Genomic DNA, 15810 nt, shown 5'->3' with positions numbered 1-15810 from the left:
CATTTAGTAAAAAAATGATAGGTTATAAAGCTAAAAATACGCATTATGAGAGCGTTTCTAAATATTATAAATGTATATAGATTCAAAGCATAACGCAATCGTTTCTAAAGCCATAATATAGCTCTAAAAGCATATAAATATAAAAGAAGCATTTCATAAGCACATGATAACATTAATACACAATTAAATTTAAAAAATACAAAAAAATATCTAAAAAATATGAATTTACTAGTGAAATGGATTGCGTAGCTGGTCATTTCTTATATCGTATTTGTGCTTTAAGAGATTTTGGGGATGTTAAAGCTGGCGATCTAGGCGGCTTTATTGAAAAGGAAAGCAACTTATCTCACAAAGGAAATTGCTGGGTTTATGACAAAGCGCGCGTCTTTGAAAATGCATCTGCTTCATTATCATCACAAGGCGCATGACCTTTGGAACATATCGCCTTAATCATCTCTTCTTTCGACGCATTCCCCTTCCCCGTCATCGCTTTCTTAATCGTACTTACTGCTATCTCCTCATACGGTATCTGATGCTGTTCACACCACGCCGTTAACGTTGCTAACAAACCACCGTAAATATGCGCGGCATCTGTACCTTTATGACACCTCACCTCTTCAAAATACACCGCGTCAATTTGACCTGCTGTCTGCTTTATTTCATTAAGCCATTGCTTAAAACGCAAGTAACGCATTCCACCGCCTTCAAAACGGCGTGATTGAAAATTCACGGTACCACTGAACATGTCACCACTTGCACCACGTATCGCCCACCCCATCTTCGTACCTAGATCAAAACAAATAATCGTGTTATTTACCACGCCTCTCCATACAAAACGTGTTTTATAAGATTGCTCTTTTTACGAAAATGCTGTTGTAGATCCCTTAAGCGTACCATGTTTCTTTTTTTTATGTGTAATATATTCATTTTATTTGTGTTTTTAAAAATGAGGGATGCATAAATAAAAACGAGGGAATAAGATTTTAAAAGGAATCTCTTCGTAAAAAGGATACAAGAATCATTAGGTGATTAATTTCTTTGTTGCATTTCGAGGATAGTGCTTTACTGCGCACAGTTAATAACAATAAGAATCGATAAAACATAAAAATTAGAAGATTCTAGCTCGCGATACGGTAATTTTATAAGTCATATCCTTGCGTATTTTCCAACCTTCAAAATTGAAGTTTATCCCAAACGCATTTTATATGAAGCATTTCTAATTACAGTGCCATTGTTATCACATTAAACTTTTTATAAACAAACAGACCGTAAGCTTAAAATTGAAATAGAAATATAAAAATAGTTTCTTATTCACCTAACACAACAAATCAAGAAACTATAATTCAGAATACGATCAACTTATTAAATGGAATCTCTGATAATAAAAATGTATAATCTCGATCCCCCGATGATCTAACTACCTTAATCTATTAAACAGATTCCTCATCAATCATAGAATAATTATAGATTTGCAAACACATCACTTCTTTTCAAAAATTAAACCCTCCAACAAAATTTTACACTCTATTGATAATATATTCTAAAAGCTCATATTTGAATGCTTTTTTCCCCTGTTTTTACTTTTCATTATAAACTTGAAAGTGTTATACAAATAGTATCGCTTAAAAGAAAAAGGATTTCTAATGGTAAAGATCAAAGTAGAAAACCCCGTTGTTGAACTTGATGGGGATGAGATGACCCGCATCATCTGGAAATATATCAAAGATAAATTAATCTATCCCTACCTCGACATTGATCTAAAATATTATGATCTTTCCGTCGAAAATCGTGATGCAACCAATGATCAGGTAACTATCGATTCTGCCAATGCTATCAAAAAATATGGGGTTGGTATAAAATGCGCAACCATCACACCTGATGAGGCACGCGTTAAAGAATTTAACCTAAAAAAAATGTGGAAATCACCTAATGGCACAATCCGCAATATTTTAGGAGGAGTCATTTTTCGCGAACCCATTATCTGTAAAAATGTCCCTCGCCTTGTTCCTAACTGGACAAAGCCAATTATTATCGGACGTCACGCTTTTGGTGATCAATACAAGGCAACAGATTTTAAATTTCCAGGAAAAGGGAAATTAAGTATTAAATTTGTCGGTGATGATAATCAAGTTATTGAACATGATGTTTTTGATGCTCCAAGCGCAGGGGTTGCCATGGCTATGTATAACCTTGATGAGTCAATTCGTGATTTTGCCCGCGCATCCTTTAATTATGGACTACAACGAAATGTTCCAGTTTATCTTTCAACAAAAAATACCATTCTAAAAACTTACGATGGTCGTTTTAAAGATATCTTTCAAGAAATATTCGATACGGAATTTAAAAATGAATTTGAAAACCGTAAATTATATTACGAACACCGTCTTATTGATGATATGGTTGCTTCTGCATTAAAGTGGTCAGGTGGATACGTATGGGCATGTAAAAACTATGATGGTGATGTCCAATCTGATATTGTTGCCCAAGGCTTTGGTTCTCTGGGTCTCATGACTTCTGTTCTCATGACACCTGACGGCAAAATTGTTGAAGCAGAGGCAGCACACGGCACCGTAACACGCCATTACCGTCAGCATCAAAAAGGTGAAGAAACATCAACAAATTCCATTGCCTCTATTTTTGCATGGACGCGTGGACTAGCGCACCGTGCTAAACTAGATAACAATGAAAAGTTAAAAAACTTTTCCACGACATTGGAAGAAGTTTGTATTAAAACCGTCGAAGAAGGTTTTATGACTAAAGATCTCGCACTTTTGATTGGGCCTAAACAAAAGTGGCTTTCTACAACAGGTTTCCTCAATAAAATTGATGAGAATCTCAAAAAAGCAATGGGCAATTAAGTTATTACTTAAATTAAAATTCAAAGCTCTAAACAGAGCTTTGAATTTCTCTTGGCAAATTTAAAGAACTGCCTTATAAATAAAAAGAGGATAAATTTTATTAAATAGCAAAAACAGTGAAAAAACAAAGCTGGTCTGCGCTTTTATTAGGTAAAAATGGTCTTTGCTTTTTGACGTTTATAGGCGGTGTTGTGTTACACGCTACCAACGTTTATATTGTTATTACTATTTTGCCCTCTCTTATGAATCATATTGGCAATGAAATATATTATTCTTGGGTGGCAACTGTCTTTATTACAGCTTCACTTCTTGGGACTTCACTTGCAACAAAAATATTAGGGAAATTAGGTCCTCGCAACACTTATGTTCTCTCTGGACTTATCTTTACCCTAGGCACTTTCATGTGCAGCATTTCTTCATCTATGCCATTATTTTTAATAGGACGTTTTATTCAAGGATTTGGAAGTGGTTCTTTGTTATCCTTATCCTATTCCATGGTACGTATTGTTTTCAGTCCATCTTTATGGTCACACGCATTAAGTGTCATCTCTGGAATGTGGGGAATATCAACCTTGTTAGGACCAGCAATCGGAGGAATTTCTGTATATTATGGCATGTGGAGAGCATCTTTTTGGATCATTGGTGCATTAGCTATATTATTCTCACTCATAGCCTTTAAATTTTTACCCCAAAAGAATGAAAATTATATTCCAACAACCCCTCTCCCTCTGCTCCAGCTTCTCACACTCACCTTATTGATTTTTATCATTTCTGTTGGAGGAGCTATGGACACAACAATGGCCAAAATTTGCGGATTAGTTATCGGACTTAGTCTCCTCTTTGTCCTAGCAAAGATCGAATCATCTACCCTTCATCCTATGTTGCCACGCAAATCCTTTTCTTTTTCTTCTGAAATTTTTCCTGTTTACGCATTAATACTCGTTATGACGACAGTCGTATATAGTATGGAGCTTTATTTCCCACTTTTTCTTCAAGAGCTTCATGGACAAACTCCACTTCTTGCTGGTTACATAGCAGCACTTATGAGCCTAGGATGGACATGTGGAGCCCTCTCAAGTGCTGGTGTATCGGCAAAAAAAATTCGCAACATCATTATATACTCCCCCCTATTAAAACTATTAGGCATAGCTATTCTTTTATGGCTCATTCCAACAAAAGTTTCCACACTTGAATATATTTTTATGATCTGCTTAGCACTGTTTTCTATTGGAATCAGTGCGGGCATAGCATGGCCACATTTGCTCACAAGGATCTTACAATGTGCAAATGATGAAGATGCTCTCCGTGCCAGTGAATCCCTTACCTCTGTACAACTATTTTCAGCGGCCTTAAGTGCAACTCTAGCAGGAGTCATCACCAATCTTGCTGGCCTCTTTAATCCTGGAGGAACAATAGGAATGATCTTAGCAGCAAAAACTCTTCTTATAGTGCTCATGGGTCTTTTATTTTGTCTTGCTATTCCATTAGCACTGCGCATTTCTTACTGCATATTAAAAAACCCAACAGGACATTCCAATAACTAAAAATAAATATAAAAATTCCTTCTTCATTTAAAAAATGAAAAATATTAAGCATGCTTCTCCATATACCATGAGATGCAAAAAACCATTAATCCACACAAAGTTAGAACACTTCCTAAAACAGCTGTATATTCATAACTATAGCCCAATTTTAAAACTAATGCTCCAGATTCTGCACCAAGAGCGTTGGCAATATTAAAAGCAGACTGCATTAATGCTCCTGCCAAAATCTGTCCCTGTAGTGCAACATCCATAATTTTTGTTTGTATAGAAGGCATAGCAGCAAAAGAAGTTCCAACAAAAAAGCATCCTATTGCCGCTGTTAACGGAGCATAGGATAAAAAGAAAAAAAGAAAAAAAACAAATACGCTCCAAAGCATAGAAAAAAATATCATCGGCGAAATACCAATTTTAACGGCTAATTTAGGCCCCAAGAGATTTCCTACCACCATACCCAATCCAACTAAAGGCATGATAAATGGTACCAACTCAAGTGAAACACCAGAAATATGCATTAACGTTGGCTTGATATAAGTGAAAACAGAAAATAATCCTGACGCTCCCACCGAAACCATCAACAAAAGAAACCACACCTGCTTTTGCTTTAATGCACCCATTTCTTGCAAAGGATTCGTTTTTGGAAAAATTGAATCACAAGGAAAAAAATTCCAAATAAGCAAGCTACACAATAAAGCAATCATACCCACAAGGATAAAAGCAATCTGCCAACCAATAAGTTGACCAATCCAAGTAGCACTGGGTGCTCCCAAAACGGTTGCAATTGTTAAGCCGAGCATAACATATCCAACAGCTTTAGAACGTTCTTTCATTTCGACCATTGAAGAGGCAACCATAGCCGCAAGTCCAAAGTAGATTCCATGGGGAAGTCCACTGAGAAAGCGTAATACGACTAATATGCTAAAATCAGAAAAAAAGGCACTAGCGATATTTGCTAAAGCATAAAAAAGCATCAATCCTATCAAAACAGTTTTGCGTGATACCTGAGCTGTTGCCACAGCTAAAAGAGGTGCTCCAATCACAACTCCTAATGCATAAGCAGAAATATATTGACCAGCGGTAGGAATATCAACATAGGAACTTCGTGCCATCTCTGGTAGTAGCCCCATTGCGACAAACTCTGCAGTACCAATAGCAAAACTCCCCACAGCAAGAGCTAAAATTATTAAACGCCGTATTCTCGAATCAATTCCCAATGCAAGAACCTTTTGTTGATAAAAATCCTTCATATCATCACTTCTGGATAGGAGTTTTAACTGTAGATATCTGTAATACACACAAACAAAAATTCAAAACATTGTTATACGCATGCCCAATAGTCCCTAATAAAATTTTAGAAATATTTTGATATATAAAGCATTTTATGAAGCTTTAAGTAAGATTCTTTAATGAAAAACCTTTGAAAACCTCAAGGTCACAGACGTATTTACCTATTTTTATCAGATCTGCCAGATAATAAACTTTACCTCCTCTTTTCAGTCATTGTAATTTTACAATGAAAGCTTTATTTTGCAACAACATACTATATCCTATAAATAATTCTAAAATTTGCTGAAGAATGCATTTCAACAAGTGAATAATATCTCATCATTATTTTGATACAAAGATAAAACGTCTCCCCTAAAATTATTGTTGCTTTATTTTTGCTACCTGAATACAGCCCCTCCAAATCGATAAGTTATAATTTCAACTTTATGCCATTTTTATAAATTATTATAAATTTTTTTAAAAATTCTCATGATAATAGTGCTTGGTTTCTAGATTTATTAAATACCCTCTTTTAGGCATCTTTAGCCCTCCCTCATCTAACAGAGGAATCGCATCAGATATCTAACTCACTATCTGTAAATTAAAATATTCACATAAATATATTATGATTATTTTCAGATAAATTCTATAAACAAAGCAAAAAACAAATATAACAAATTTTGTATAAGTATATTTATTGATATTTTATAAATATGACAATTATCGTGATTAATATTTAATTTATTATAACATTATATCTATAGTTTTATAATATTAATAATATTACATAAATATATTTTAAAGAATATTTATATATGAAAAATTAAAAAATAAAATTACAACATTTAAAATGTTGTAATTTTATTTTAACTTTATTTTAATTTTCTAAAAATTTATCTGTTCGATTGTATATAATCCATTCTTTAACTTTAGTAATAAAAAATACCAAGTAGCTTATAAAAGTACAATTTTCATACTTCTTTAAGAGTTCGCTAACGCCTCATTAACATTGTTGCTGTAAACAGTCATCAGAAACAGAAAAACTGTTTTTCTCCGGATCAGGTAGCGCGTACCGGAGTAACAGTTTCTGTTTTATATAGTACTTAGAAAGAGAATATATGCCCTATAAAACCGCACTGTTATATCTTAAGATAGTGGATTTTATAATTTTGGAAGATATTTCTAATTTCATATTTTTAGCTAAATTTGTAAGTGCGAGAATAAATTCAATAAAAAAATGAGGTGCTATATTACGATTAATATTTTAGCGTCCTTGTGTCCATAAAGCACGCGCTTCAGCGCAAAAATCAGCATAACAACCTTCCTCAATGGCATCACGAATTCCCTGCATAAGTTGTTGATAATAAAAAAGATTATTCCAAGTCAACAACATCCCCCCAAGAGATTCACCAGATTTGATCAAATGATGCAAATAAGCACAACTATAATCACGTGCTGCTGGACAAAGTGACTGTGGATCAAGAGGATGGGGATCTTCTGCATAACGCGCATTACGCAAATTAATTCTACCAAAGCGTGTAAAAGCTAAACCATGACGTCCTGCACGCGTCGGCATAACACAATCAAACATATCAATACCACGAGCAACACTTTGTAAAATATCATCAGGTGTCCCTACTCCCATAAGATAGCGCGGTTTATCCTCTGGCAAAATCGGACAAGTAGTATCCAACACTGCTGTCATAACACTCTGCGGCTCACCAACAGCAAGCCCTCCAATAGCATAACCTTTTAAATCCATTTCTTTTAATGCTTGAGCAGAACGTTCACGCAGTTTCATATTATCACCCCCTTGAACAATCCCAAACAATGCTTTATCTGGCTGATCCCCAAAAGCTGTTTTACAACGCTGCGCCCACCGCAATGAAAGTTCCATAGCTTCTTCCATCTCTTTTTCAGTGGCAGGTAATGCAATACATTGATCCAACTGCATCTGGATATCCGCATCAAGAAGCCCTTGAATTTCGATAGAACGCTCTGGACTCATTTCATAGTAAGCGCCATTAATGTAAGAGCGAAAAATCACACCTTGTTCAGTAATTTTACGGATTCCCTCCAGCGACATCACCTGAAAGCCTCCAGAATCAGTTAAAATAGGTCCGCTCCAGCGTGAAAACTCGTGTAATCCTCCCAAACGTGCAACACGTTCAGCTCCTGGACGTAACATTAAATGATAAGTATTTCCCAAAATGATATCTGCTCCAAGATCACGTATTTGATCCATATACATAGCTTTAACGGTTCCTGCCGTCCCAACTGGCATAAATGCGGGTGTACGAACGCATCCTCGCCCCGTTATAATTTCGCCTCGACGTGCACATCCATCTTGAGCAATTTTTCTATAATGAAATGTCTTTATCATCATTCTCGTCTTCTTGATTCCATCAATGCATATCTCTATAGAAAGAGAAAGAATACCTCCCTTACGAGCATTGTCATAAGCTTTATGAATTAATTCTTGATTCGCTTAATATTGTAACCAGCATAAAAAATTAAACGAGATAAAAGAGCATTTGTTATGAAGAAATCACCATAATAAAGAAATAATCTAGCTCCAGAAAAATAGCAAAATCTTTAAATATCATGCCTCAAAATACCTACGTTTAACACACTAAAGCCTTAATAGAACTGCAAAATTATTATCTCAATAATCTCATCTTTACGTACTTTCATAAGTAATCATTTCGTACGAATAGAAGAAAATTCTGAAAATATTATACAACTTCCAATATTCTTCACTTTTACAGATAAAAAATTTTCATCTATCGGGCACCGAGAGCCTTACGCTTAATAAAAGTGCAAATGCATATTATCATTTATCCGTTCACAACATTGAGATAGCCCTTGAGATAATTCATAAAAGGGAGCTTTTTCCAATAGTTTTTCCCCACGCCAATCTCATTTGTGACGAGCAAAAGGGATGATTTTGATTAATTCAACCGCATAAATAATCTGTAAGAGACCCCTACCGTGAAAAAAGAAAGGCTTACAAACCGACACTTGTAGAAAATTCACCCTTTAGGATGGAGAAGAAGTCAATATAAGAGAAATTGAAATAAGAAAATCTTACAATATTCAAAGCGCTCTTTCAATGGACAAAATAATAATTTATCCGTTATAAATCAATGTACTAATCTAGAAAGAAACCTATCTCTAAAGTTATTTAGATATAACTTCATAAAACACAAGCCTAGAGATTACATCTTTGCTCCATTGTAATTGCAAATAAAAAAATCATGATTTCATTTTCATTATCTTGCGCAATATATTCATATAATATGGCGTTAAAATGCTCTCCAGATTGTACAAGACAACCAACATCACAAATGTAATACTCTATTTTAAAACCTTACCTTGTATCATCCACATTGATAGATTCATCAAAATTTTTTAAAAAGCACAAGCATGAAAAAATAATTCATTCAATCTAACAGGAAAAATCCTTAATTAAACTGTAAGATCATTACCCACATGGGATAAAAATAAAATGAACCACCTATTATGAAACGCAAAAACAATTTTAAAAAACGACGAACCCTATAAATAGTAAGTACAATAAAATAGGCTATTCATACTCAAATTACATCGAACAAACCGTATTAAGATGTAAAAGCCAAACTTTGATAGAATATCCTATTAACGACAATATTTAGAAACAGCATCAATACATTGATTTATAATAATAATTCATTTCTATATGTTGAATGAAGGGATAGCTTCTCTTATTGTAAATCTGTATATATTAAAATAACTAAAATCATTTTCTTGCACATCACAAGAGAGATTAACGTGTAAATAAAAACACTAAAAAAAAGCACTTTTTTAAGATTCTCACATACTGTAGCTTATCATCGGGTTTTGCATCAATTTATTTTTTTCAAATGATTTTTAAGGGGCTCTCAAAGGGTCTTCAAAGGCGGTTTTCTGGGATTTCACAGACTTTTTAAAAATCTTCAAAGGATTTTAAAAGATCTTTCAAAGCCTTTTATCATTTTTGCTCCAAAATTCCAAATTTCGTTATTTTTAGCTCTTTTTGGCAATTTCAAGTGTCAAAATCCATTTTGACAAAATACGCATTTAATGCTAAATTTTATACATAAAATAGTAAATTATCACGCATTCCTAACTAATCCCACCTCTTCCCACTTACTGCGAAACTTACTGTCAAACTACACATACCAAAGGCTCTGTTATAACATTGGAGGCTGAAAAAAGCATATGATGATACTGGCTTGCTCCTTCACAAGCATAAAGATGAGGGAGTTTAAATGAATGTTGGAATAGACTGAGAGATGTTTCTTTAAAAAAGCGCGTAAATGCGCAACTCTATTTGGGACGCTCTATTCCACGTAATGAGTGTTCCTCTTATTAAAAAACAAGAGGAACCAAAGCATAAGGCAATGCGTCATCTTCATTATTTAAAAGACATTGCTTTAGATACTTTTGAAAAAGTAAAGCTGAATTAAAAAGGAGAGAGCAAGATGAGCCTTTTATTTTCATCTTTACGTCTTCCACCCAATTGAGCTGTCTCTTCGTTCGAGAAAACACCCAAACAAATTACAACCTTTCCCCAATACAGCAAACAAAATTCTCTAAATCCATAAATTAAAAGAAACTTGGTAGAAAGAATAAAGGCATAGCAGCTGAACTCTGTTAGGAATTTAAGCTGTAATCACTGATCACCACCCTATATCAGATAGGAGAATTTTCTCTTAGCAACTTACAATTGAAACCAGTATAATTTATACTATTCTACATCCGCAGCAATAATGGCTTTGGTAATTGAATCTGGGTCTGCAACAGGTTCACCACGTTTAATTTTATCAACATTTTCCATACCTTCAACAACCTGCCCCCATATGGAATATTGACGATCAAGCCACGGAGCATCTGCAAAACAAATAAAAAACTGAGAATTAGCAGAATTTGGATTCTGACTCCGTGCCATAGAAACTGTACCACGCTTATGAGAAAGATTTGAAAACTCTGCTGTTAAATTTGGTTTTTCTGCCCCCCCCATACCAGCACGTGATAAATTGAATTTTTCACCATCCTTCTTTCCAAATTGCACATCTCCAGTCTGCGCCATAAAGCCATCAATAACGCGATGAAAAATAACATTATCATAAGCACCTTCACGGACAAGTTCTTTGATACGTGCAACATGACAAGGCGCTAAATCAGCAAAAAGCTCAATAACAACTCTGCCCTTTGTTGTTTCAAGAATTAAAGTATTTTCCGGATTTTTATCCTCAATCATATGAAAAGCTCCTTTGCTTCATCTATCAACTTGTAAAGTAGCAGCATTAATAACATCTGGATTTTCTACAGATCCATTATTACTTGTGGTACCTTTTTTAATTTTATCAACAACATCCATCCCCTTTATTACTTCCCCAACAACCGTATACTGACCATTTAAAAAAGCAGCAGCATCAAAACAAATGAAGAACTGAGAATTCGCGGAATCTGGATCTTGTGAACGTGCCATCCCAACAGTACCACGCTTAAATGGCTGCTTTGAAAACTCAGCCGGTATATTGGGATAATTTGATCCCCCCATACCAACGCGTTTCAGATCAAAATCTCTACTGCCTTTTTTTCCAAATTCTACATCACCAGTTTGCGCCATAAAGCCAGGAATTACACGATGAAACACAACATTATTATAGGCCCCTTCCTCTGTTAGTTTTTTGATTTGCGCAACATGTTTTGGTGCCAAATCAGGACGCAGGCGAATAACAACATCACCGTTGTTGAGAGATAAAACAAGAAGGCTTGAATCACTCGCTGGACTAGAATTACCAGCGACAGCGGACAATGAAAAAAAACAAAACACACATATCAAAACAGCAAAAATTCTACGAGACACACTTATTCTCCTCTAAAGACTGGAATTTCGAGCGCAAAGCTTGTGCAACATTGGGCGGCACAAATGGTGTCACATCACCTCCCATAGAGGCAATTTGACGTACCAATGTAGACGTTATCGCACGCCCAGAAACACTTGCGGGCAAAAAAACAGTTTGCAATTCAGGAGCCAGAATGCCATTCATCCCTGCCATTTGCATTTCATAATCAAGATCAGTACCATCACGTAATCCGCGAACGAGAAATGAAGCACCAACTTCACGTGCCTTGTCAATGAGAAGGTTATTAAATGAAAGAACCTGCAACCGATTAGAATCTGCACCGAAAAAGTCTTTCCCTACTTGGGTAATAAAACCAACACGCTCTTCAAAGCTAAAGAGTGCTTTTTTGTCACCCTGTATACCTATAGCGACGACCACCTTATTAGCTAACACAAAACACCCTTTTAAAACATCAAGATGACCGTTTGTAAGAGGATCAAACGAACCTGCGTAAAGAGCAATTTTCATGATTTTACTCCTTCCTCTTAAAAATTACTTTTCTTCGCTCATATCAATCGTATCAGAATGCTTCTCACCTTCATCATCCAATGAACTCGTATCATCTTCAGGCTCAGAAATACGTTCAACCGATACGACTCTTTCACCTTTGGCTGTATTAAAAATTGTGACTCCCTTAGTTGAGCGCCCAGCAGTACGAATTCCCTCAACAGGGACACGAATAAGCTGCCCCCCATCTGACACCAACATAATTTGGTCTTGCGCCTTCACCGGAAAAGCCGCTACTAATTTACCAATTTCAGCTGTTTTAGATGGATCTGTTGCACGAATCCCTTTTCCACCACGCCCCGAAATCCGGAACTCATAGGAAGAAGAACGTTTACCATAACCAAATTCACTCACTGTTAAAAGCATTTGTTCACGTGCATGAAGTTCTGCATAACGTTCATCTGTTAACTCTGTTTCAACACCCCCATCTTCATCATCCAGAATGACAATATCTTCAACATCAGCATCTGCACCAGCAGCACGCCGCTCATTCATGACACGTTTAATATAAGCAGAACGTTCAATGGACGTTGCCTCGACATGCTCTAAAATTGTCATTGAAATGACTTTATCGCCTTTAGCCAAATTGATACCACGAACTCCCACAGAATTACGCCCCGCAAAGACACGCACATCAACAACTGGAAAACGGATACACTGTCCATTCGCTGTTGTTAGAACGACATCGTGATGTTCTGTACAAGTTTCGACAGAAAGAATTTCATCTTCCTCATCAAGTTTCATTGCAATTTTACCATTACGGTTAACCTGAACAAAATCTGACAACTTATTACGACGCACAGTTCCACGTGTTGTCGCAAACATGACATCCAATGCGCTCCAGCTTGCTTCATCTTCAGGCAAAGGCATAATTGTCGTAATGCGTTCACCTTGTTGTAAGGGAAGCATATTGATCAAAGCCCGCCCACGTGATTGCGGTGTACCTAGCGGTAAACGCCAAACTTTCTCCTTATAAACAATCCCACGTGATGAAAAGAAAAGAACCGGAGTATGCGTATTGGCGACAAACAACCGTGTTACAAAATCCTCATCCTTCGTGGACATACCAGAACGCCCTTTACCACCACGACGTTGCGCACGATAGGTATTAAGAGGTACGCGCTTAATATAGCCACTATGGCTCACCGTTACGACCATATCCTCTGGCGCGATCAGATCTTCACTCTCCATCTCAGCGCTACCAAAACCAAATACGGTACGTCGCGGTGTTGCAAATTCCTCACGCAGAGCACTCAACTCGTCCTTAACAATACCCATAATGCGTACGCGCGATGCTAAGATATCAAGATAATCAGCAATATCCACACCAATTTTATTCAATTCATCAGCGATTTCATCACGTCCAAGGGCTGTCAATCGTTGCAAACGCAATTCTAAAATAGCACGTGCTTGTTCTTCAGAGAGATTATAAGTACCATCCTCGTGGATAATATGACGAGGATCATCAATAAGTTTAATCAAAGGCGCGACATCCATCGCTGGCCAACGTCGTTCCATTAATTGTGTACGTGCTGTATGTGGATCAGGAGCTTTGCGAATAAGCGCTATAATTTCATCAATATTGGCAACTGCAAGGGCAAGACCAACCAAAACATGGGCCCGCTCACGCGCTTTACGCAAAAGATATTTTGTTCGCCGACTGACAACTTCTTCCCGAAAAGAAACAAATGCACGAAGCATATCAAGCAACGTCATTTGTTCGGGTTTTCCCCCATTCAACGCAACCATATTACAACCAAAGGAAGTTTGCAGCGGCGTATAACGATATAATTGATTTAAAACAACTTCCGCAACAACATCTTTTTTCAACTCAATAACAACGCGATATCCATCACGATCCGATTCGTCACGTAAATCAGAGATTCCCTCAATGCGTTTATCGCGCACCAATTCGGCCATTTTCTCAATCATTGTGGCCTTATTAACTTGATAAGGGATCTCACTCACAATAATTGCCTGCCGACCACTACGAATTTCTTCAATATCAACTTTAGCACGCATAATAATTGAACCCCGCCCTGTTTCATAAGCTGAACGGACACCAGAGTGGCCAAGGATAATACCCCCTGTAGGAAAATCCGGACCAGGAATAATTTCAATTATTTTATCGAGTGTGATATCAGGATTATCAATCAAAGCAATACAACCATCAACGACTTCACCAAGATTATGGGGAGGAATATTGGTTGCCATTCCCACAGCAATTCCCCCTGACCCATTAACCAAAAGATTGGGAAAACGTGCTGGCAAGACAACCGGTTCACGCTCACGCCCATCGTAATTATCCTGAAAATCAACAGTATCTTTATCAATATCAGCTAAAAGTTCTTCTGAAACTTTTTCTAAACGACACTCAGTATAGCGCATAGCTGCAGGTGGATCACCATCAACGGAACCAAAATTCCCCTGACCATCAATCAATGGATTTCTCAAAGAGAAGTCCTGCGCCATACGCACCAAAGCATCATAAATTGAAGCATCACCATGAGGATGGAATTTTCCCATAACCTCACCAACAACACCAGCAGATTTACGATACGACTTATTGAAAGAAAGCCCCATCTCATTCATAGCATGAAGGATACGTCGATGAACAGGCTTAAGACCATCACGGACATCAGGGAGTGCACGCGAAACAATCACGCTCATCGCATAATCGAGATAGGAGCGTTGCATTTCATCAATAATACTGATTGGTTCAATACCGGTCAGCACATCACGTTCTGGGTGTGGAGTAAGATCGGTCACAATTTAAAAACTTTCAAAAAAGAATCATTTCACTTTATTTATATCGGTTTATATCGAAAAATACACAAAAATGCTAATTTCTCTCCCATAACAAAAAAGAAATTTAACAATATTTTTCAAGATGTTATTAATTTATATTTTAAATTACCAATAATAATTAACAACTTTCACTTTGCTAAACTTCAAAAATCTAAAACAAACAAACCATAAAGCAATCATAATACTGCAACTTTAAAGCCTCTTAAAAAGGAACATCATCATCTAATTTGTGTGAAAAACTTTCTCCTAATTGGTTATTATTTTGACCAAAAGTATTTCTTTGATTTGAACTACTATTAGCAAAGTCACCACTGTAACTCCCCCCTTGACTTGCTCCCTGCTCTCCACCCGCTGCTCCGCGCCCATCAAGCATTTGTAATTCACCACGGTATTTTTGCAAAACAACCTCTGTCGTATAACGGTCATTTCCATTTTGATCTTGCCATTTTCGTGTCTGTAACTGCCCCTCAATATAAATTTTGCTCCCCTTTTTTAAATATTGCTCTGCAACTTTGACAAGGTTTTCATTAAAAATAACAATACTATGCCACTCAGTGCGTTCTTTTCGCTCATTTGTATTCCGATCGCGCCAACTTTCTGAAGTAGCAATACGCAGATTTGCCACTTGATCACCAGAATTCAAACGGCGGATTTCAGGGTCCGCACCAAGATTACCAATTAAAATAACTTTATTAAGGCTACCAGCCATCGCATAAACTCCAAAATTTTAATTTGTAAAATACTCTGTTCTATAACAGTTATAACCATCTTGACCTTCAATTTACATGTCGCAATTGACCATCAATATAGGTATTGCTATCCTTTACCAATATTGTATTCAGTGTAATTATAACAAAAGATGATAAAAACGCATAGTTTATTCCACCACGAGAGAAT

At 36.4% G+C, this 15810-nt stretch carries 10 protein-coding genes; 2 read left to right on the top strand and 8 right to left on the bottom strand.

The features are described from left to right. Window positions 1–367: 367 nt before the first annotated feature. On the bottom strand, window positions 368–778 hold the full coding sequence (locus ACFIMU_RS06925) for a crossover junction endodeoxyribonuclease RuvC (RefSeq protein WP_375696945.1): 411 nt from the start codon (window positions 776–778) through the stop codon (window positions 368–370). An 865-nt stretch (window positions 779–1643) separates the two neighbouring features. Here ACFIMU_RS06925 and ACFIMU_RS06920 point away from each other — a divergent pair. Together ACFIMU_RS06920 and ACFIMU_RS06915 are read left to right on the top strand one after the other, a co-directional pair. Continuing rightward, window positions 1644–2858, top strand: a complete 1215-nt coding sequence (locus tag ACFIMU_RS06920) for an NADP-dependent isocitrate dehydrogenase (protein WP_375614544.1) — start codon at window positions 1644–1646, stop codon at window positions 2856–2858. Window positions 2859–2974: 116 nt separating this feature from the next. Further along, a complete protein-coding gene (locus ACFIMU_RS06915; protein ID WP_375687121.1) occupies window positions 2975–4402 on the top strand; it encodes an MFS transporter in 1428 nt (475 codons plus the stop codon). A 44-nt stretch (window positions 4403–4446) separates the two neighbouring features. Here the strand turns inward: ACFIMU_RS06915 and ACFIMU_RS06910 are convergent, their stop codons facing one another. The 7 genes from ACFIMU_RS06910 to ssb all read right to left on the bottom strand — a co-directional run bounded on the left by ACFIMU_RS06910 (window position 4447) and on the right by ssb (window position 15622). Next, on the bottom strand, window positions 4447–5646 hold the full coding sequence (locus tag ACFIMU_RS06910) for an MFS transporter (RefSeq protein ID WP_375606662.1): 1200 nt from the start codon (window positions 5644–5646) through the stop codon (window positions 4447–4449). A 1283-nt stretch (window positions 5647–6929) separates the two neighbouring features. Beyond that, complete coding sequence (tgt, locus tag ACFIMU_RS06905; protein WP_375695422.1) at window positions 6930–8048, bottom strand: tRNA guanosine(34) transglycosylase Tgt; 1119 nt, start codon at window positions 8046–8048, stop codon at window positions 6930–6932. Between the two features lie 2385 nt (window positions 8049–10433). Continuing rightward, window positions 10434–10946, bottom strand: a complete 513-nt coding sequence (locus ACFIMU_RS06900; protein WP_375606665.1) for a peptidylprolyl isomerase — start codon at window positions 10944–10946, stop codon at window positions 10434–10436. 18 nt (window positions 10947–10964) lie between these two features. After that, window positions 10965–11558, bottom strand: a complete 594-nt coding sequence (locus tag ACFIMU_RS06895) for a peptidylprolyl isomerase (RefSeq protein ID WP_375696932.1) — start codon at window positions 11556–11558, stop codon at window positions 10965–10967. Then, window positions 11548–12066 (bottom strand): pantetheine-phosphate adenylyltransferase, encoded by a 519-nt coding sequence (gene coaD / locus ACFIMU_RS06890; protein ID WP_375606667.1) that lies wholly within the window; start codon window positions 12064–12066, stop codon window positions 11548–11550. Before coaD ends, ACFIMU_RS06895 begins: the two co-directional genes overlap by 11 nt. Window positions 12067–12090: 24 nt before the next feature. Further along, on the bottom strand, window positions 12091–14874 hold the full coding sequence (gene gyrA / locus ACFIMU_RS06885; protein ID WP_375608384.1) for a DNA gyrase subunit A: 2784 nt from the start codon (window positions 14872–14874) through the stop codon (window positions 12091–12093). A gap of 241 nt (window positions 14875–15115) precedes the next feature. After that, a complete protein-coding gene (gene ssb / locus ACFIMU_RS06880; protein ID WP_375606669.1) occupies window positions 15116–15622 on the bottom strand; it encodes a single-stranded DNA-binding protein in 507 nt (168 codons plus the stop codon). Window positions 15623–15810: the final 188 nt, after the last annotated feature.

It is taken from the genome of Bartonella sp. AC70YNML, from assembly GCF_042196545.1.
Lineage (GTDB): Bacteria > Pseudomonadota > Alphaproteobacteria > Rhizobiales > Rhizobiaceae > Bartonella.
This window is presented reverse-complemented; position numbering and strand designations above follow the sequence as displayed.